This window comes from Mucilaginibacter sp., from assembly GCF_965201005.1.
In the GTDB taxonomy this organism is placed as follows: Bacteria; Bacteroidota; Bacteroidia; order Sphingobacteriales; family Sphingobacteriaceae; genus Mucilaginibacter_A.
In genome coordinates this window covers 601,141-621,546 of sequence record NZ_OZ241747.1, presented here as the reverse complement: position 1 = coordinate 621,546, position 20,406 = coordinate 601,141, and the positions used below count along the sequence as shown (strand labels likewise).

At 40.4% G+C, this 20,406-nt stretch carries 18 protein-coding genes; 4 read left to right on the top strand and 14 right to left on the bottom strand.

Features of this window, described 5'->3' with window-relative positions; all coding sequences use genetic code 11:
• Positions 1 to 28 precede the first annotated feature (28 nt).
• The 4 genes from ACOFKR_RS02730 to ACOFKR_RS02715 all read right to left on the bottom strand — a co-directional run bounded on the left by ACOFKR_RS02730 (position 29) and on the right by ACOFKR_RS02715 (position 3,842).
• Positions 29 to 1,213 (bottom strand): formimidoylglutamase, encoded by a 1,185-nt coding sequence (locus ACOFKR_RS02730; RefSeq protein WP_419802501.1) that lies wholly within the window; start codon positions 1,211 to 1,213, stop codon positions 29 to 31.
• Between the two features lie 83 nt (positions 1,214 to 1,296).
• Positions 1,297 to 2,949: a M56 family metallopeptidase gene (locus ACOFKR_RS02725; RefSeq protein ID WP_419802500.1), complete on the bottom strand. Its 1,653-nt coding sequence runs from the start codon at positions 2,947 to 2,949 to the stop codon at positions 1,297 to 1,299.
• On the bottom strand, positions 2,946 to 3,314 hold the full coding sequence (locus ACOFKR_RS02720) for a BlaI/MecI/CopY family transcriptional regulator (RefSeq protein WP_419802499.1): 369 nt from the start codon (positions 3,312 to 3,314) through the stop codon (positions 2,946 to 2,948). The genes ACOFKR_RS02725 and ACOFKR_RS02720 overlap by 4 nt, the downstream gene beginning before the upstream one ends.
• A gap of 228 nt (positions 3,315 to 3,542) precedes the next feature.
• The gene (locus ACOFKR_RS02715; RefSeq protein WP_419802498.1) at positions 3,543 to 3,842 is read right to left on the bottom strand and encodes a hypothetical protein; all 300 of its coding nucleotides are present in this window, start codon (positions 3,840 to 3,842) and stop codon (positions 3,543 to 3,545) included.
• A 188-nt stretch (positions 3,843 to 4,030) separates the two neighbouring features.
• Here ACOFKR_RS02715 and ACOFKR_RS02710 point away from each other — a divergent pair, with 188 nt between their 5' ends.
• Positions 4,031 to 4,993: an NAD-dependent epimerase/dehydratase family protein gene (locus tag ACOFKR_RS02710; RefSeq protein WP_419802497.1), complete on the top strand. Its 963-nt coding sequence runs from the start codon at positions 4,031 to 4,033 to the stop codon at positions 4,991 to 4,993.
• A 193-nt stretch (positions 4,994 to 5,186) separates the two neighbouring features.
• Here the strand turns inward: ACOFKR_RS02710 and ACOFKR_RS02705 are convergent, their stop codons facing one another.
• From ACOFKR_RS02705 to ACOFKR_RS02670, 8 genes are all read right to left on the bottom strand, one after another.
• Positions 5,187 to 6,086 (bottom strand): glycosyltransferase family 2 protein, encoded by a 900-nt coding sequence (locus tag ACOFKR_RS02705; protein ID WP_419802496.1) that lies wholly within the window; start codon positions 6,084 to 6,086, stop codon positions 5,187 to 5,189.
• 9 nt (positions 6,087 to 6,095) lie between these two features.
• Positions 6,096 to 7,370 carry a glycosyltransferase family 2 protein gene (locus ACOFKR_RS02700; protein ID WP_419802495.1) on the bottom strand — a complete coding sequence of 425 codons (1,275 nt, stop codon included), beginning with the start codon at positions 7,368 to 7,370 and terminating at the stop codon, positions 6,096 to 6,098.
• On the bottom strand, positions 7,342 to 8,388 hold the full coding sequence (locus tag ACOFKR_RS02695) for a glycosyltransferase family 2 protein (RefSeq protein ID WP_419802494.1): 1,047 nt from the start codon (positions 8,386 to 8,388) through the stop codon (positions 7,342 to 7,344). The genes ACOFKR_RS02700 and ACOFKR_RS02695 overlap by 29 nt, the downstream gene beginning before the upstream one ends.
• A gap of 23 nt (positions 8,389 to 8,411) precedes the next feature.
• Positions 8,412 to 8,585: a hypothetical protein gene (locus ACOFKR_RS02690; protein ID WP_419802493.1), complete on the bottom strand. Its 174-nt coding sequence runs from the start codon at positions 8,583 to 8,585 to the stop codon at positions 8,412 to 8,414.
• A gap of 114 nt (positions 8,586 to 8,699) precedes the next feature.
• The gene (locus tag ACOFKR_RS02685; protein ID WP_419802492.1) at positions 8,700 to 9,722 is read right to left on the bottom strand and encodes a glycosyltransferase family 2 protein; all 1,023 of its coding nucleotides are present in this window, start codon (positions 9,720 to 9,722) and stop codon (positions 8,700 to 8,702) included.
• Between the two features lie 42 nt (positions 9,723 to 9,764).
• Complete coding sequence (locus ACOFKR_RS02680) at positions 9,765 to 11,048, bottom strand: ABC transporter ATP-binding protein (RefSeq protein ID WP_419802491.1); 1,284 nt, start codon at positions 11,046 to 11,048, stop codon at positions 9,765 to 9,767.
• Positions 11,049 to 11,054: 6 nt separating this feature from the next.
• A complete protein-coding gene (locus ACOFKR_RS02675; RefSeq protein ID WP_419802490.1) occupies positions 11,055 to 12,062 on the bottom strand; it encodes a glycosyltransferase family 2 protein in 1,008 nt (335 codons plus the stop codon).
• Positions 12,056 to 13,078: a glycosyltransferase family 2 protein gene (locus tag ACOFKR_RS02670; RefSeq protein ID WP_419802489.1), complete on the bottom strand. Its 1,023-nt coding sequence runs from the start codon at positions 13,076 to 13,078 to the stop codon at positions 12,056 to 12,058. Before ACOFKR_RS02670 ends, ACOFKR_RS02675 begins: the two co-directional genes overlap by 7 nt.
• Before the next feature lie 639 nt (positions 13,079 to 13,717).
• Between ACOFKR_RS02670 and ACOFKR_RS02665 the strand changes: the two genes are divergently transcribed.
• Both ACOFKR_RS02665 and ACOFKR_RS02660 read left to right on the top strand, forming a co-directional pair.
• Positions 13,718 to 14,101: an acyl-CoA thioesterase gene (locus ACOFKR_RS02665; protein WP_419802488.1), complete on the top strand. Its 384-nt coding sequence runs from the start codon at positions 13,718 to 13,720 to the stop codon at positions 14,099 to 14,101.
• A gap of 86 nt (positions 14,102 to 14,187) precedes the next feature.
• A complete protein-coding gene (locus ACOFKR_RS02660) occupies positions 14,188 to 15,477 on the top strand; it encodes an HAD-IB family phosphatase (RefSeq protein ID WP_419802487.1) in 1,290 nt (429 codons plus the stop codon).
• Between the two features lie 393 nt (positions 15,478 to 15,870).
• On the opposite strand, the gene ACOFKR_RS02655 is transcribed toward ACOFKR_RS02660, so the two are convergent.
• Positions 15,871 to 16,344, bottom strand: coding sequence for a universal stress protein (locus tag ACOFKR_RS02655; protein ID WP_419802486.1), 474 nt, complete (start codon positions 16,342 to 16,344; stop codon positions 15,871 to 15,873).
• Between the two features lie 239 nt (positions 16,345 to 16,583).
• On the bottom strand, positions 16,584 to 18,962 hold the full coding sequence (locus tag ACOFKR_RS02650) for an ABC transporter permease (RefSeq protein WP_419802485.1): 2,379 nt from the start codon (positions 18,960 to 18,962) through the stop codon (positions 16,584 to 16,586).
• Between the two features lie 241 nt (positions 18,963 to 19,203).
• On the opposite strand from ACOFKR_RS02650, the gene ACOFKR_RS02645 reads away from it, so the two are divergent.
• Positions 19,204 to 20,271, top strand: coding sequence for a branched-chain amino acid aminotransferase (locus tag ACOFKR_RS02645; RefSeq protein ID WP_419802484.1), 1,068 nt, complete (start codon positions 19,204 to 19,206; stop codon positions 20,269 to 20,271).
• The last annotated feature ends 135 nt before the right edge of the window (positions 20,272 to 20,406 follow it).

Genomic DNA, 20,406 nt, shown 5'->3' with positions numbered 1-20,406 from the left:
ATAAAAGAAGTATAACGTAATATAAATATCAGATTAATTTTTGATAAGTGCGCCACCAAAGATCGGGCATTTCGCCGGAAACTGCCAGCAAATAATCATCATAATGGCAGGGAACCCAATGATAACGCTCGTTTTTAGAGCCGCCCGTTGGATAAGGTATCTGCATCCACCAGCGTTCGGATTTTTTGCTTTTTACAAAAACCAGTTCGTGTTCTTTATGCTTTAAACTCGTTTTATAGATCAGATATTGTGATTTCGGGTGAACCGGAAAGTCTTTTTTCCGATTATAAAAACCGTCAATAAAATACCAGATCATCTGCGCCAGCAACATCGCCGTTTGCCCGTTGCTGTCATAAGCGGGGTTAAATTCATAAAAACCGATCGACGTGAGTTTATCGTTAAATCCGGCATAACGGCAAACCTGGCAGGCTTCTTCGCCATAAAAACCATTCGGCACGGCGTTAAAATTAGCCTGCGCATCCGAAGAACGAACCGCCCCGACATCAAAACTAATCATGCTGGCGTTGCGGATTACAGGTTCTGTCAGCTGGATTTTCCCGCTTAAACTGCCCAAACGGTGCACATCAAAAAACAGCTTTTCCATCATTTGCAGCCGCTCCTGGTTTACAAAATACGTTTGATAACCGAGGTTGCTGAAGTTGAACAGCATATCCGGCTCGTGCATAAATATCTTGTTGAGGTAAGCTGCAGAAGTGGTTTCAATCGTTCCCGGGAAATGGTCATCGTCCATGTCCAGTTTGGCATCCACAACCACCAGATCGACCTTTTGCCCCAGCACTTCGTAAGCCAGGTATTGGGCATAGGTCAAATCCTGACTGCCGCCGATGATGACCGGTAAAATATCTTTTTTGATCAGTTCGGCCACTACTGTTTTTAGGGCGATAAAAGTGTCAACCACCGTTTCGCCGCGGCGGATGTTGCCCAGATCGTTAATTTTGGTTTTGTAACTTCCTTCAAACAATTGATATAATTTTTCGCGGATATAATCCGGGCCCAAAGCGCAGCCGGAATTTCCGTCTGCATTGCGGTCTTCGAGCACGCCGATGATGGCCAGATCAGGTTTTTGGTTTTCCAAATCCGGGAAAGTATCGGTAAAAACAGTAATACAAGTGCCCAAACGGCCATTGTTAAAGCCGTTTTCGGGCAGCAAACGCCCGGCATCCACAGGCGAAAAAAAATCAATTAAAGACATTTAAGCAGCTTAGTTCTGGCCCAAATATCTGGTATTTCTTATCAAGTATTGAATTTTATGGTGATAAAAGAAGATTGCTGCGATCACTTGCCAAACCACACGTCCATAATTACAGTGCAAGCATTTTTTTGTTGTGTAGTATCAACCTTAAAAATAATATGCTTTTTTTCAACATTAGGGAACATCGCAGAAAGAAATTTAAAAACCCTATCCTGTTCCTTTTGAAAAGTATTCATGTTGATTATTTTACCTACAGATACATAAGAGTTATTTTGATCGTTCTTTAACTGTGTAAGTATATTCTTTGGAGCAAGATAGGATAGTTTAGTAACTTTGAAGGTCGATTTTTTGTCCTGATCTTTAAGTTTAAAAGGTTCAGGGAACCGATGGCCTTTTTTTACTTCGAATAAGAAAGGATGGTTGGGTATCTTATCTGCTTTGCCTTTTATTTGTTCCGGTGTACGTTTAAGTTTCTGGCGATATTTTGTGGTATCAGCACTTTTTTTGGTGTGCAAAATAAATATAGCGTTGTATCTTGCTATATCAGCCGGAAAAGCTGCCTGTTTTTTACCAAAAAAAGAACCATCTAAAAATAATTTTGCAATAACCGAACCTGGCATATTTTTGATCTGCTCTTCGGTATAAGGCTTTTTATCAATTAAAAAAACAGCTTTACCGTCAACTTTTATATTTGAGTAGGTACTCCGCCCATTATTTTCCTTCGTTTGAACAATCACTTTATCATAATCCCGCCCTTTTCCATCTTTTAATCTTAAACGTGTATAAAACTGATCTTTTAAAACCATTGGGCTTTTGTCTGCTTTTTCTGTCTTTTTAAGATACTTATTGTCTGTTTTATTGCTTTTCAATTTGGCAAAAGCCAGGCAACTGATCAATACCACCGGTAAGATCAATACATAAATCACTTTTTTCATTTTTGCTGAGGGTTGGTTAAATAACATGGCGATACGTTTTTTAAGTGGTACTTTACTAAAACTGTGGTAAAGCGTGCCACCGCCAGCCACCGAAAGATGCAGCAGCAGGTTGGCATAGCTTCGTTTGTCGGTAGCATTTGTGAGCGCGCGGTCCACCTCAAATTCGTGGTTTTCTTCTGCGGATTTTGCATAGAAATAAATAAAAGGATTGAACCAAAGCAAAATCTGCGCGATTTTGATCAGGACCCGATCAACGGAATGTGCCAATTGTACGTGCAGCATTTCGTGGGTAATGATCTGCTGCAATTCATCCGCAGACAAATCCTGACCGTTGAGAAAAATGTAATTTAAAAATGAACCGTTTGGGAATTCACTTTGACTTTGGATGATATTTATACGACCGGATTTGACCGTTTGCTTGCCTTTGAGTTTTCTAAAAAACCGGATCAAAGTAACAATCAGCTTAACGGACAAACCAATTACCACAATCCAATAAATTACCCTTAAAAACAGTAGGTAATCAAAAGTTTTCGGTGCTGTTTTTACCCGGACAATTGTTTTTTCTGCCGATGAGAATTGCAAAGTGTTCACATTGACCGCCTGCTGCACGATAACGATATGCGGCTGCCCGCGGTCAACCGGCAGCGAAATGGCCGGGATCAGAAAACTTAGCAAAACCGTTGTCAGCAAAAACCATCTGTTGAGCGTGAAAAAAGTAAGTTTCCGCAGCAGCAGGAAATAAAACAGATAGAAAATTGCGCTGCAGGCCGAAACCTGCAACAGGTAAACCACCGCTTTCATTTTTCTTCGTTTTTGTTGATGATGGCTTTGATTTTGTCCAGATCTTCTTCGCTCAGTTTTTCTTCTTTCAGCATAAAAGAAAAAAGTGATTCGGCAGAATTGTCAAAATATCCCGAAAAAACCTTCTTAAAAGAAGCTTTCCGATAATCAGATTTTGAAATTGCCGGGAAATATTCGTGCGTTTTGCCATAAGCTTTAAAAGCTACATAGCCTTTTTTCTCCAGCAGCCGCACCACAGAGGAAATGGTATTATATGGCGGTTTGGGATCATCTGGCAGGGCATCGATAAGGTCTTTTATAAAACACTTTTTCAATCGCCATAAAACCTGCATCACGCGTTCTTCTGTTTTGGTCAATTCTTCCATGCCCAAAACTAAAACTTATATTTCAGTTATACAACTGTTTTTTACGTTATTTAACTTATATTTCAGTTTAATTATATGGATCATTAAAAAGCAGTAATCAACAAAAAGCAAAAGCCGGTTTTTTTGCAGAAGATCGACAGCCCACTTTTGCCCCGGGGCACAGCTGCAACCGATTTTTAGGTTTGGGCTTTGGCAGCAAGTTTTTTACCCGGTAAAAACAGCATCGGATTATTTCCAGTGGCCCGGCATCCATACATAACCTTTTGGCACGTGGCGCCAATGGCCTTTAACATAAAAAGCCTTGTCTTTGGGCGGCGTTTCCCAGTGGCCGCCTTTCCAAACGTAACCTTTCGGGTCGTGCTTCCATTCATCACTTACCCAGGTATGTTTTGGCGATGGTGCCGGTGGCCGCACAGCAGTTGTTTGCGGCGCAACCGGTTTTTTACGGACAATAGTTTGTGCATTTACCGATAAGGCTGCCGCAAAAAAGAACATCAATAAAGCTGCTGATTTTAAGATCGTTTTCATGTTTAAGGGTTATAAAACAGAAAACCAATTACTTAGCAACGTTGTTTGATTATTTCCCGGGCATAAATTTTTATTTTAACATAATCATCAGTTAAATCAGCCTTTTTAAATCAGCATTGATTTGATTTAACGTTAATTTTACCGCTGTGCCGATTGTGTAAATTCAGCATGGAGATATTAAATTTTTTATGATTTTAGTAACAGGTGCAACAGGTTTTCTCGGTTCCGAAGTTTGCCGGCAACTAATTTTAGGTGGTAAAAACAGCATCCATTGCACCAAACGCGCATCTTCCAAAATCCCGGAAATGCTGCTTCCTTTTCAGCATAAAATTGTTTGGGTTGAGGCTGATTTGCTCGAAATTAATGCCTTAAAAGAAGCATTGCCGGGCGTTACGCAGGTTTATCATTGCGCGGCTTTGGTTTCGTTTGATCCGTCGCTCAAAAAAAAACTGATCCAAAATAATGTGGAAGGCACGGCAAACTTGGTCAATCTTTGTACGGAGAATGGCATCCGTTTGCTCCATGTAAGTTCCATTGCGGCCATTGGCGAAGGAAAACCCGGCGAGCTGATCAACGAAAACCACCACCTGGAAGAAACGCCGAAAGACAATGCCTACGCCATTTCAAAATACGAAAGTGAGATGGAAGTTTGGCGCGGCATGGCCGAAGGTTTGGATGCCGTGATTGTTAACCCATCCTTAATCATCGGTAAAAATGCGGGCAAAGAAGGCACCGGACAGATTTTTGAAACGGTGCGCAACGGTTTAAAATTTTATACTTCCGGCAGTTGCGGTTTGGTGGACGTTGAAGATGTGGCCAAAACAATGATTTTGCTGATGGAAAGCGGTATCAGCAACGAACGCTTTATTTTGAATGCTGAAAACTGGAACTATAAAAACCTCTTTGCAGAAATTGCCAAAAACTTTAACCTAAAACCGCCGCAAACCGAAGCCAAACCCTGGATGCTGGAAATTGCCTGGCGCGCATCGGCAACCGGTACTGTTTTTACCGGCAAAAAAATGGGCGTTGATAAAATTTCGGCACAAGCGGCCAGCCGCGTGCAGGATTACGATAACCGAAAGATAAAAGCGGCAATCGGTTTTGAGTTTAAACCGGTGAAGCAATCGATCTGGGAAATTTGCGAAAATTAGCATCCAACATTTCCGAAAACAAGAGCCTGTTTAAAGCTTTGTCGGCAAGTTTACCATGCTTCTTTTATGCCATAAATTTTACTGAAAAATCTATATAAAAGACCAAATTTAGGGTGATAAAAGAAGCATGTGAAGCGTTTTTCAATGAAGTTTCGGCAGGAACAGAAATTTAAAAAACACTCAAACCACTTGTTTATACCGCCAAGTTTGCATCATCGTTGAAACCGTTTTCAGTAATAAATTTAGCGTACAACTCCGGGGAATTTTCCTTCAAAGCTTCAAGCTCTTGTTGGTCAACCTGCAATTCTGGCCCGTACAACTGAAAATGCAAACGGTTATAAATTTTTTCAGAATAATAAGTTTTCCAATTGCTTAAACCGTGCTGCAAACATGCTTCTTCCCGGTTATTTAAAATAAAGCTTTTTTGTTTGTTCAATACCAATAAAGCATATTTTAGCATTTTTAAAATGTTTGAAGAAACGCTGTCTTCACGAAAATTATAAATCGCAATCAACTCGGTATGATGGATAACCGGATATTTGCGTGCAATTTGCAGGCATAAATCATAATCTTCGCAATAATCCAAGTTGGTATCAAACTGAAATTCATCAAAAACCCATCTTTGGTACATTGCCACGGCAGGCATACCTATGTAATTTCCTTCCAGCAACCGGCAATAATGATTTTCTTTCACTTCTTTCCGGATCAGCCAGTTTTTGTTTTCGGGCTGATAATACAATTCATGCGCACCAGATACAAAAACAGCGTCAGGATTTTGTGCCAAGTAATTTATATTGATAAAAAAAGCATCCGGCAAAAGCCAGTCGTCAGCATCCAGAAATACCAGCAATTTTCCGTTACTGTTTTTGATGCCATTGTTTCGGGCAGCAGAAACCCCTTGATTGGTTTGATAAATGTATTTTACGGAACTATATTTTTGTACAACTTCTTTTGTCTGGTCAGCCGAACCGTCATCCACAACAATAATTTCAAAATGCAGGTAAGATTGTGAAAAAACACTTTCGATGGCTTTTTCAAGATAAATACCCTGATTATAGCATGGTATAATTACAGAAACAAGCGGTTGTTCCATTGCTTAATTTTAACTAATACCAGAGCGGAAAGGTGGTTTTTTTTTGTTCTGATAATAAAATTTTATACCCGAAAGTAAACCATGTACCTCACTAAAAACAGTTTGGTGATTGAATTTGTAAAACGGAAAACCGCGGACCATGGAAAAGAAATAGTATCGCGGAAGTGTGTAAAACAAATGTTTGCGGTAGCCTGCGTGCTTATTTTGATCATGTTGGATCAAAGCGGCAGCAGCAAAACCACGCATATAATTAAAAAGCTGTTTATGCAGTTTGCTCAATTCATTACGGTGTTCGTGGTAAACGACAGCCTGAGGGTTATACTGGATGTTAAAGTTATTTTCTAAAACCCTGAACCAAATTTCAGAGTCGCCGCTGCAACCGGCCGCCCCAACATCCAACCTTTCATCAAACCAGTTTACTTTTGCCAATACAGCTTTTCTGAAAGCCATGTTTGCGCCAGCACCAATGTCCCAAACTTTTGGCCCAACTTTTAAATTTGACTTTATAAAATAATTATCATATATTTTATAAATATAACCTTTGTTAAAGGCCCAATGCTTTTCAAAAATTTGCTGACTTTCCGTATCAAGTGATGAAGCAAGCACCAAACCTGTCATGGCATGAACATCTTCTTTTAAAAACGTTTCCCAAACCCGGTATGTCCATAAAGGATGTACCTGAACATCGTCATCTGTATAAGCAATTATGTGATATTTAGCCTTTAAAGCCCCCGTGTTGCGCGCAATATCGAGTCCGGGCCGTTCTTCCAGGTAATACGTAACTTCCGGGTGTTGTTGTGCAACAAGTTTTGTACTGTCGTCTGTCGGTGCGTTATCAACCACAATAATTTCTATCGGAAGACAGGTTTGCTTAAGCAGGCTCTCTATACACAATTTTAAATCACGGCTTCTGTTTCTGGTGCAAATAACAACAGAAACGTCCACTTTACGCGGAATATCAACCGGCAGACAGGCAGAAAAAATTTCGCCCATGGTTTTTTTAAAACCATCGAAATTACCTTGTGTAAATTCCTTTTGGTAATTATCTTTTCCTTGAGATTTGTATTTTGAAATATAAAAATCAATTGCAGGCGCAATAGCATTAATAATGGCTTTGTTCAGTTTACTATCGTCGGTTTCCTGCCCGTCAAATTCAATATATAAATCCCCCAACGGGATATTATACCACCAGAACACTAAATAATAATAACCTTTTTGTGCTGGCTTAAAAGCCAAACCCTCAAGCTGTACATGCTCAATTTTGGCCGGTATTGTTTTGTTCATTTTTAGGATTGAAATTTATAATACGCTTCAGGTATTTGGAAAAAGGTTCCACCTGCATTAAAAAGAGCAAACCGGCCGTTATCTTAAGGACTTTCGGATCCTTGTACAGCTTAACGATTTCTCTTAACTGGTTGTAAACAATCTCCTTGTTTCTGGTGGTGTGCCAAATATCACATGTTACACCTAACGCCCAGTAACAGTATGTTTTTCTGGCTGCCAAACTTGCTTTTTTTTGTTTTTCTTTTGGGAGATAGCTGTTGATTATACTGAAAACTTTGCTGATGTCTCGTATATTTTTACCAGAAATAAAACTGGTGTTCGAGATAGAGCTTTCGTGCTCCCGATACTCGGCAAGTATTTTAGGTAAGTAAGCTATCGGATATTCTTTTGCAATCCTTGCCCACATAATCCAATCTTCGCCATAAGTAACACCATAAAAGCTGCCTAACTTTTCATAAACTTCCCGCTTAACAGCAATACAAACGTATTGAAGCAGTTGTTGCTCGGCCAGTAATGATAAGCAATTATCTATAACACATTCTGCCTCTGCTTCTATCCTTGATGGCCGCAAAATATTTCCCTGATCATCAATATAATTCCAGGCGCAGTAAGCAGCTCCGGCATCGGGGAAATTGTCAAACAACCTTTTCAAACTGCTGTAAAAGCCCGATTTTACGCGGTCGTCGCCATGCAGTAAGTGGATGTGATAACCCTTAGCTCGGTTGATACAAGTTTCAAAATTACGCAGGCTGCCCACGTTTTTTTCCTGCCTGTAATATAAAACCCTTCCTTTTCCAAGCCTTTTTACCAATGCCTCCACATCTTCGTCCATGCTGCAGTCATCCACAACTTCTATCTGCATCATGGCTTCGCCCGGGTCTTGCGCCAGCACACTTTCAATCGCATCGGGCAAAAAAACAGAACAGTTGTAGGCCGGGATCATCACAGACCAAAACGGACGTTCATCCAAGCTGCCGAGCGGCGCGATTTCTGGCGGGGTGGCGGGTATCCTTTGCAAAACTGCTATTGTTTAATTTTTAGTTAAGCGTTTTTTTTAATCTCATCCGGATGTTTATATGCTTCTTTTATGCCTGTAAATTTTGTTTTGGTAATTAATACTATCGGCAAACCACCAAATTTTAGGTGATAAAAGAAGCATGAAAGCCATTTGATAAAATTTAAACAGGCCATCAACCTTACTTTCAATATTTTCATGCTTCTTTTATTGTACAAAAAACAGTGAACTTTTGCCCTTTTCAAAAATACTAAGTATAACCACTAATTTTAACCGGATAAAAGAAGCATGTAATCCCTTTTAAAAAAACAGGTTCAAACGAGCCGCATCCTGTAGTATAACTTTTTTAACAATTTAAAAATAAAATCTGCCAAAACCATCAATCCGAACATGAACAGCAATATCAACAGCCTTAAATCGATGTAAACCCTGAGCATTTCTTTTACCTGATTATAAGCAAGCCGTGCATTCCGGGTTTGTTTCCATAAATACTTTGTATATTGAAATGACCAGTGAACAAAGTTTTTATGCGCCAGCCGATTGATTTTTTTTTGGTCTTTTTGCGGCAGATACCCACTAATGGTGTGGATTACTTTAGAAATATCCTGAATATTTTTGCCCGTAAGAAAACTGTTGCTCGAAATTGAACTTTTATGTTCGCGGTATTCGGCAAGAATTTCCGGCGTGTAAGCTATCGGATAATCCCTGGCCACACGTGCCCACATTTCCCAATCTTCGCCGTAGGTAACACCGTAAAAGCTGCCTAACTTCTCGTAAACTTCCCGCTTTACAACAATGGCAACGTATTGAATCCTGGTGTGTTCCGCTAATTTTGGCAACCAATTAACCAAAATATCCGGCTTTCCGACTTCAATGGCAGAACGCCGCAAAATATTATTTTCTTCATCTATATTATTCCAGGCGCAAAACGCAGCACCGGCTTCGGGATACTTTTTAAAAAGTGATTGGATATGTTGATAATATCCCGGCTTTACACGATCATCCCCATGCAATAAATGAATGTGATAGCCCTGGGCGCGGTTGATACAAGTTTCAAAATTACGCAGGCTGCCCATATTCTTTTCCTGCCTGTAATATGAAACCCTTCCTTTTCCAAGCCTTTTTACCAATGCCCCTACATCGGCGTCCGTGCTGCAATCGTCCACAACCTCTATCTGCATCATGGCTTCGCCCGGGTCCTGACTTAACACACTTTGTATCGCATCGGGCAAAAAAACAGAACAATTGTAGGCAGGGATCATCACAGACCAAAAAGGGCGTTCATCCGATTTGCCGAGCGGCGCGATTTCTGGCGGGGTAGATGGTATCCTTTGCAAAACGTTTTTTTAATAATTTATGCTGATATAAAAATGATGTTTTTAAAGCTCCATCTTTGTGTCAGACGGTTTTAACAATACAGGCAAAGCAGGCCGCACAAAACCCGGCCATTTATCATACCTGTTTTCATTTTCGCGGTAATCTGCCACATCAAAAAAAACGCAGGCCTCATGCTTGTATAAATAAACAGAGGTATCTTTTACAAAAAGAATGGTTATAAAATAAGAGCCATCGTTAAGCAAATTTCCGGGGATTGTACATTCCCCTTCTATCATTCCTTTATTAAATAAAACGGGCTGAGACGGGACGCTAAAGATACATTCGCCCAATAAAGTGTAAAGCATCAGATCGGTTGATAAATTAACCTGGTCGCTAAAACTGTAAAAGCTGAACTTTACCGTAACAGGCGTACGGATATCAATAGCGGCAGACGGATCAGGTAAATCAGATATCAGTTCTACAGAAAAGACTTTGATCAAATCATTCCCCGGTGCTTCTTTTATCGTATAAAATTTTTGCTTCGGTGCTTTTTGCTGGATGGCGCCCATGTATTGATTGGCTACCGTGTTTACATTTCCGTTTGCATACACCCTGCCTTTATCCAGCCAGATCGCTTTAGAGCAAAGGTTTCTGATAGCGTTGATATTATGGCTGACAAATAAAATCGTGCGGCCCTGCTCGGATGATACCTGGCTCATTTTGCCCATACATTTTTTTTGGAACTCGGCATCGCCTACGGCCAAGACTTCGTCAATGATCATGATGTCTGTTTCTAAATGTGCCGCAACAGCAAATGCCAAACGCACGTACATGCCTGATGAATAGCGTTTTACCGGAGTATCTATATAACGTTCTACACCCGAAAAATCTACAATTTCGTCAAAATGCCTGGTGATGTCTTTTTTACGCATACCAAGGATCGCACCGTTTAAATAGATGTTTTCCCTGCCGGTGAGTTCCGGGTTAAAACCTGTACCTACTTCAAGCAGGCTTGCAATTTTGCCTTTAACTTTTATGGTGCCCGAAGTTGGGCCTGTAACCCGGCTCAATAGTTTTAAAAGCGTGCTTTTTCCGGCACCGTTACCACCGATAATCCCAACTGCTTCACCATGTTTTATCTCAAAACTTACATCTTTTAAACTCCAAACTACATCGCTGCCCCCTTTTTTTGTCCTATCGTTTATTTCCCCTACAGTTAAAAACGGGTCTTCTTTGCCCCGTACTTTTGCAAGCCATCGTTCCAGATCGCGTGATATGGTCCCGGTTCCAACCTCACCCAAACGGTAAACTTTTGAAATGTTTTCAACTTTAATAACTGTATCCAAAATGTTTTATAATTTACCTTTATAACCAATAAACTTTTTAAAATATAATTTAACTATATAATATAAGGCTTTTACATTTTTATGCATGTGCCATGCTTCTTTTGCCTGCATAAATGCTGCGGCTTTTTGGGCAGGATATAAGGTGTTGGCAACCTGTGCAAAATAAACTGAATACCGTTTCAGTGCGGTCTGTTTCAGTTTTTTTCTTTGATTTGGAGGAAGATAAGTCTGGATGATATCGATCACCTTGCTCATGTCCCGTACATTCTGGCTGGTTAAATACGATTTTTGAGTAATATTAGCCTCATCTAAAACCCGGTAAGAAGCCAAACATTTTGGCGAGTAGGCAACCGGATAATTGGCTGCTATCCTGGTCCACATTTCCCAGTCTTCACCGTAATGTACGGCGTAAAATCCCCCTAAATGCTCGTAAACACTTCTTTTGACAGTAATTGCAGCAGGTTCAAGTAATTGCCATTTAGCGATTTTAAGCAAAAAGTTTTCTAAAATCTGTGGTTTGTGGGCAAGCGTTTCTTTGATAAAAAGGTTTACATCCGTTTTATTTATAAAATTATTGTTGGTAAAAGAAGCACCGGCTTGCGGATAAGTATCAAACAACATTTTTATTTCCTGATAATAACCTGGTTTTACCAAATCATCACCATGCAAAATATGCACGTATATCCCTTTGGAACGGTTGATGCAGGTTTCAAAATTCCGCAAGCTGCCACAGTTTATTTCCTGCCTGTAATAACCGACCCGCCCCTGCCCAACCTGCTGCACCAATGCAGCCAAATCACCATCTGTACTGCAATCATCCACCACTTCAATCTGCATATCAGCTGCGCCCGGATCCTGAACAAGCACACTCCGGATAGCTCTTTCCAGATACGCAATGCAGTTATAAGCCGATATCATTACCGACCATAATGGCCTTCGGGAGCTATTTTCAAGCGGCTGAATTTTGGGTGGAGAAGCGGGTATCCGATCAAAAACCAATTTATTATTTACCATGCTGATGCAGTTTTAAATTTTGCAAGTGCTGAGATTATGGTTTTGAAAGTATGCTTCATCCAAAAAATACCTAAAAAACAAACTGATTTAAAATTTTTATCTAATACCCATGCTGCTTTTGCCTGCAAAACAGCTGCTGCTTTTTGTGTTGGCTGCAGTTTGATTGCGGTTTTTGCACAATGAACAGCATAATATTTTAAGGCTGCTGCTTTAATTTTTTTACGTTTATCTGCCGGCAAATAGTTTTGGATGATATCGATCACTTTAATCATATCACGCACATTTTGTCCGTTTAAATACGATTGCTGCGTGATGTTTCCTTCCCTTAAAACCCGGTAAGCGGCCAGGTGCTTCGGCGAGTAGGCAACCGGATAATTGGCTGCAATCCTGGTCCACATTTCCCAGTCTTCACCATAATGTACGGCATAAAAACCTCCTAAATTTTCATAAACACTTCTTTTGACCACAATTGCCGCGGGTTCTAATTTGGGCCATTGTGCACTTTTAATTAAAAAATCTTTTACAATACCGGGAAACCGGAGAATACTTTCCCGCTTATAAAACACCGCATTTTTTGCATCGATCAAACTATTGCTGGTAAAAGCAGCACCAGCTTCGGGGTTTTGATTAAATAACCGGTCGATTTCCTGATAAAAACCCGGCAACACCAAATCATCGCCATGCAAAAGGTGTACGCGCGCACCGCAAGAACGATTGATACAGGTTTCAAAATTGCGCAAGCTGCCTACATTTGTTTCTTGCCGGAAATATTTTATACGGCCTTGCCCAATCTGCTCAACCAGTGCCTGTACGTTGCCATCCGTGCTAAAATCGTCAATTACTTCAATCTGCATCAGTTTTTCTCCAGGATCCTGTATAAGTACACAATGCAGAGTTTGGGCTAAAAAACCGATACAGTTAAAAACCGGGATCATTACAGACCAAAGCGGCCTTTTAAGATCACTTTTTGTTAACGGGACTATTTTTGGCGGGGCAACCGGCGTTCTTTCAAACATTAACAGCTTATTAAATCAAATTTAAAACCTAAGCCGGGAAAAAATATTAAAAAAGTCATTTTTAGGTTACGTAAAAAATCTGCTGCAAATTAAATATTATTCAGGTTTTTAAAATGTTAAAAATAGTGATTATATTGATTTATCAAATACTATAAATAAGCATTTTTTTGAAAATCATATATATTTTGGGCGTGTTCAAATTCCGTTTTAAAGTTTTTATATGCTTCTTTTATCACCTAACTTTTGGTGGTTTTTAGGGATTTTTCAATCTGCAACAAATACAAAAGCAAAATTTATGGATATAAAAGAAGCATTGTAAATTGATCGTTAGAAATTTAACCCGGCCCTTAAACCACAGTTTATTTAATAATATTTATAATAATAAACACTTTTTTTACAGGCACCTGTCCATATTTTATTAAACTTATGATGCTTCTTTTAGCACCTAAAAAAATGGCCCGGCATTGTTTGCTTAGATAAAGGGGCAAGCCGCAAACACTAATTTCTTGGTGCTAAAAGAAGCACCATGATTATTTTAATGAAATTCAAGTGGTTGATAAACATGATACTGTTTTTACCGATGCAAATTCTGCCAAGTGCATCTTTACAAATTTTTCAACATAAAAGCTACTTTTGCAGATGACCATAGAAGAACGCATCGAAAACTCGGTAACACGCGTTTTCAAAACCGTATTCCCCAACACTACCAACCATTACGATACGCTTTTTGGCGGCACGGCGATGGCGCTGATGGACGAAGTTGCGTTTATGGCTGCCACGCGGTTCTGCCGCAAAAAACTGGTCACGGTTTCTTCAGATAAGATCAATTTTACAGTGCCCATCCCGGCCGGGACGATTATTGAACTGGTTGGCCGCATCATTTATATCGGCCGCACCAGCCTTAAAGTAATGGTGGAAATTTATGTAGAGCAGCTATATGCCGAAGAACGCTATCGCGCCATCCATGGCGAATTTACTTTTGTTGCCATCGATGAAAACAAAAAACCGACACCAGTTTTATAGTGCTAAAAGAAGCATTTGGTTGATGGCTCAGTGTTAATAGTTCATAGTTCATTGCCGAAAGCTGATTGCTCAAACCTCCCAAACTCATGCCCCAATACTTTATCATAGATTTTGACAGCACATTCACCCAAGTTGAAGCATTGGACGAACTGGTGCGCATTTCTTTAAAAAATCATCCCGAACGCGAAAAAGTTTATAAACAGATTGAAGATTTAACCAACGCCGCCATGGAAGGCCGCCTGTCGTTCACCGAAAGTTTATCACAGCGCGTAAAATTGCTGCAGGCCAACCGCGGTCATCTGGATTTATTAGTGAAACATCTGCGCAAAAAAGTGTCGGCCTCTTTTTCCCGCAACCGCCAGTTTTTTAAAGAACACAGCGATGAAGTTTTGATCGTTTCCGGTGGTTTTAAAGAATTTATCATTCCCGTGGTTTCTAAATATTACATCAAAACAGAAAATATTTATGCCAATACTTTTGTGTTTGATGAGCAGGGAAACATCACAGGTTACGATCAAACCAACCCGCTTTCGCAGGAAGGCGGCAAAGTAAAACTGCTGCGCGGACTAAATTTACAGGGCGAAATTTTTGGTATCGGCGACGGCCATTCTGATTTCCAGCTGAAAGAATACGGCCTGATCAAAAAGTTTTTTGCTTATACGGAGAACATCGAACGCAAAACCATCATCGAAAAAGCAGATTACGTAACGCCGAGTTTTGACGAGTTTTTGTACATCAACAAGTTTCCGCGTGCCATTTCTTACCCCAAAAACCGCATCAAATGTTTGGTTACCGGCGATGTGGCCGATGAAGCCGTGGTGCAACTGGCCAAAGAAGGTTACAACATCCGCATCCGGCCAAAAATCGAAAAAAAGTATCTGGAAGAAGCCGGGATTTTGTTTTGCGATGAAGAAACCCAGCCAACCGAAGCGCAAATGGAAAACGCCGGACGCTTAAAAGTAATTGGTTGTTTTGGAAAAATAAACCGCAAAACAGCCGAATTTGCCTGCGGAAAAGGCATTATTATATTTGATGACGTAAAGCACAACCCGCACAACATTGATTTTATCCCGAAACGCGTGATGGATTTTATGAACGAAGGCAAAACGCATACCAGCACCAACTTCCCCGATCTGCAGCCGCCACGCATCAACAATGCACACCGGTTGATCCATATCCACAAAAACGTGCCCGGCATCCTGGCCAAAATCAACGACGTTTTTGCCCGCCATCAGATTAATATCGTAGGCGAATTTTTGGTGACCAACGCCCAAATCGGCTACGTGATCACAGATGTAAACGCCGGTTACGGCCAGCAGGTTTTAACAGAATTGAAACAGATTGAGCACACCATCAGGTTCAGGTTATTGTATTGATTAGATGCTTCTTTTATCGCCTTAAAATTTACCTGCTAAAAGAAGCATCTGATTTTAATATCCGTAAACCGTTCCCTCGCTCCTTTTTCAAACTATTATTTTTTAAACTTCCCTGCTCTTTTCAATAAAATAATTTGGGCGTGCCCGGCTTGGGCCGGTCGGGCTTTACGTTCCAAGTCCTCGCTGCGCTGCGGGCTTTCCACTGCAATCCCTCACGCGAGAGCTGCACCACCGTTGTACCTGTTTAGCGTTCTGTCTAAAGTTTACCCTTTGTCATCCTCGGCCTGTCAAAAGATTTTCCGCAAAACAATACTTCTTTTATCCACCTAAAATCAGGCTGCTTTAATAAAATTTTTCCCTCTGCCCGAAATGACGGAATGCTGTTTTTACCGCCTAATCTTTGTCCTTCATCGGCACTACCAGCACCGGGATTTCGGTGTGGCGCGCTACATCTTCGGACACGCTCCCCGTAAAAAACCGGCTAAAACCCGTACGCGCGTGTGAGCCGACCACAATCAAATCCGCCTGAAATTTCAGGGCCGTATCTACCACTACAGTTGCCGCATCACCGGTTTCCAAAAACTGCGTAATGTTGTGTTCTGCACGGTATTGCATCACATAATGCTGCATTACGTTTTTGGCCGAAGCATCCTGTGCGTTCATCACCTGTACCGGCGGCAGGTTGTTCAGCATGTCCATTTCGCCGCCCACGATCCCGGTGCTTAAAGGCGGCACAATCATCGGCTCGATCACTTCCACCAAACCTACTTCTGCCCCAAGCAATTTGGCCAGCGCAAAACCGTAAGCCGCGGCTTTTTCTGATTGGTGGCTGTCATCAATCCCGATCAAAATCTTTTTAAATTCCATAAAATTTATGTTGATGCTGCAAATTAAGGTTTTTTAGCCTGAAAAGTTTTACCGCTTAACCACAAACACTTGCAACTATACTGATGGCCTGTTTAAGTTTATACTAGATAGAGTTGTAATGCTTCTTTTATGCCAGTATTTTTGTTCTTTCAGGTTAATGATTATCTCAAAAGATAATAAATTTTGTTTTTTAGGTGATAAAAGAAGCATAGAAACTAATTTGAACAAGCTGATATAGTTTATACATTTAATTTAGTGGCCGGATTAAACCGCACAGCCCTGAGCACCTGTAAACACACCGTTAAAATAACAATTGCAACAGAAATTGTCATCGCTGTTACAAAAAGCATTACAGAAAAATGAATTCGGTAAGCAAAAGTTTCGAGCCACTTTTGTGCAACCAAAAAAGAAACCGGCCATGCAATAACATTGGCAATAAAAACCGTATAAAAAAACGATTTGCTAAACGTTATCATCAACTGTTCTCCATTTGCACCCAGCACTTTTCGGATGGCAATTTCTTTCATACGCAGTGCAATAGTGTGTGCTGCCGTAGAAAAAAGGCCAAGCGAAGCAATAAATATGGCCAGCACCGAAAAACAGGTCAGTATCGTTTGCAATTGTTCCTGTTTTACAAAAAGCTGTCCATACAATTCATCCAGAAAATGATAGCTGAAACTATCGCCATCAAGTTTATTGATGTCATGCCACTGATGGCTTAAAGTACTGAGAATTGATGGTATAGCTTTACCTTCGGCACTAAACATAATTTGTAGTTTAGAAAATCCGCCCGGATCGTTCATCAAATAAATCGTTGGCTGAATGTTCTGCTCAAATCCGTAGGCTTTCACATCTTTAACTACACCTACTATGCTATAATTTCCTCCCTTTCCGTTTACGTTCTTACCAATAGGTTGCTTCAAATCCATTGCCTTTGCTGCGGCCTCATTAATGATTGCATTTGCAGAGTCTCCCGGAAAAGACGAGGAAAAAACATGTCCTTCTTTTAATCCGATATTTAAGGTTTCAAAATATCCATAATCCACACTAATCGTATTCATGGCAAATGCTTTGCCCTGAACAGCATATTCGTAAGTAGTTGGGAGGTTGCCGCCGGGAATATTAGAAGCAATAGTAACATTTTTTACACCAGGTATAGCTTTTATGCGGTTTCGTACGGGTTCAAATTTGCTTGGATGATTAAACAGGGCGAGGTTATCTATGTAAATAACCTGTTTGGCTGTAAAACCAGGATTTTCAGTTTTCATATACGTGATCTGCTGATTGATAACAATCAAGGTTATCACAAAAACAATAGCAAAGGTGAACTGAAATATGGTGATTGAACTTCGTATCCAGGAAAACTTACCACCTTCCAAAAGCTGGTTTCCTCTAAAAACCTCAACCGGTTTAAATCCTGTCATCACTAACGACGGGTAAATTCCGGCCAGTAAAGTAAGTGTGATTAAGGTAAGGAACAGCTGGAATATAATGTGGAAGCTGATGCCTGAAATAAATAGGTTGACTTGTAACAAATGATTAAAATAAGGTAAACCAATGACAACGATTCCAAAAGAAACAACTAAAGCAATCAAACATTGAATAAATATTTCGGACAGAAACTGAAAAGCAATTTGCCGTTTGATAATGCCGTTAACTTTTTTAATCCCCACTTCTTTTGAACGTTTATTAGCCTGAGAAATATACAAGTTTGTAAAATTAACGCCAGTTACAATCAATATAATCATCGCCAGAACGATCAGGCCATCTACCAGCTGATTATTTACAGAAGAACCATAATGAGGTTTTAAATGCAGGTTTTTTAAAGGGTCCAAATAGATAGCTGCTCCGGATCGGCTTAATGCTTCCTTAGCAACCTGGCTCGTATCTGCCATCACGCCTTCTTTGTAAATCTGATCGATTTTTTTGGAAAGCAGCTTGATATCCGTGTTAGGTTTTACCAATAAATAAGTTTGATAAACCTGGTTTGCATAACTTTGGTCTTTCCCTGAAGTAATATCTTCAGCAAACCCAATACAATCAAAGTTTAGGTTCGTATTTCCAGGCGCATCTTCAGCTACTCCAGCAATCATCATCGGCATCCCAGACTTTGAAAGCATGTTTACGGTCTGATTCTGAACAGATTTCCCAGCAGGAAAGAGTACGTTAGCGGTTTGCTTTGACAGTAAAATAGTTGGTGTTGTGCTGTTCGGATTCAAATTGAACCTTTTAGGTTTAACACCTAATATTTTAGCAATTGAATAGTCTGCGCCAACCCATTTTTTGATCAGAAATCTTCCTGATGCAGTATAAAATGGAATTTGAAACAAGGCTGTGTTTGTCCTTCCTGTTTCTTCAACTTCCGGACACTGGCTTTTTATGGCAGCTGCAAGTTTTCCTGGTGTGTAAGGTGATGGGCCGGTTGGCATTTCCCTCTCAACTAAAAAAATACGGTCGATGTTTTTGTTCCACTGGTCATAACTGGTTTCATGATCAACGTACAAGGTAACTAAAATGAATGCGGCCAAACCAACTGCTAATCCGGTTAGATTTAAAAAATTATACCATTTGCTTTTTAAAAAAGTGCGCAATGCGATTTTGAAATCTAATTTAGTCATGACAAGGCTTTTAAAAACTTTATTAATGATGTATGACTTGTCAATGGCACATTTTAAGCCAACAGCTAATGAGTTTATAATCAATAATTTGCAAATCTGATTATGTTCGATTATGAACAAAAGCGTTCGATTTTGTTACAGTTTTTTGCTCGATAGTACATAAAACTCATTAGGATGACTTTTAAAGAAGATAAACAAAAATAGTAAATTGCACCACATTTATATCTATAAAAACAGCATCATGGTTACAGATACGCTCGACATTAAAATCAGCAAAATAGAAAATTCCCGCCTGGCAGAAACAGATTATGGCAATTTGGTTTTCGGACAAACTTTTAGCGACCACATGCTGGTGGCCGATTACAAAAACGGACAATGGCAGAATTTTGAGATTTTACCTTATGGCGAACTGAAATTAAGCCCTGCAATTTCTGCACTGCATTACGGCCAGGCTTTTTTTGAAGGCTTAAAAGCTTATAAACTTCAAAACGGACAGGTTTCCATCTTCCGACCAAACAAAAATGCCGAGCGTTTTAACAAATCCGCCGAGCGTTTGTGTATGCCGCAACTTCCCGAAGATTTGTTCATCCAAAGCATTGCCGCGCTGGTGGAAGCTGACCGTCAATGGATCCCGGAGCAGGAAAACCACGCGCTGTACATCCGTCCGTTTATGTTTGCCACCGAAGCGGCACTGGGCGTGCACCCGTCATCAAGTTACAAATTTTGCGTGATGACTTGCCCGGTTGGCCCTTATTTTTCCAAGTATTTAAAAGTGAAAGTGGAAACCGGATATTCGCGTGCCAGCGATGGCGGTTTCGGTTTTGCAAAAGCTGCCGGAAATTATGGCGGTTCGCTTTTGCCGGCCAAAAAAGCGGCCGAAGAAGGTTTTGATCAGATCATCTGGACCGATTCCCGCGAACATGCTTATGTGGAAGAACTCGGCGCGGCAAATATTATTTTTGTTTTAGATGGGAAATTGGTTACGCCATCCACACGCGATACGATTTTAAAAGGCGTTACGCGCGATAGTATTTTAGAACTTGCCCGAAGCTGGAACATGCCGGTAGAAGAACGCCGCGTGGCCGTTGCCGAAGTTTTGGACGGTATCAAAACCGGAAAACTGACCGAAGCTTTTGGCGTAGGCACGGCAGCAACCATCACGCCTATTGCAGAAATTGGTTTTGAAGGGAAAATCTATACACTTCCTGATCCGGCAAAAGCGGCAATTGCCGCCAAATTGCGCCGCACGCTGGATGATATAAAATACGGCCGAACAGAAGACACAAACGGCTGGAATTATATCGTGTAAAGTTTTGTCTTGATTTCGGATACTGTTTTTACCGACAAAATTTTGTTATCCTGAACTTAGATTGTCATCCTGAACTTGTTTCAGGATCTCGTAAAAAGTAGCGGATTTGCTCGTGGGATGCCAAATAAATTTCGG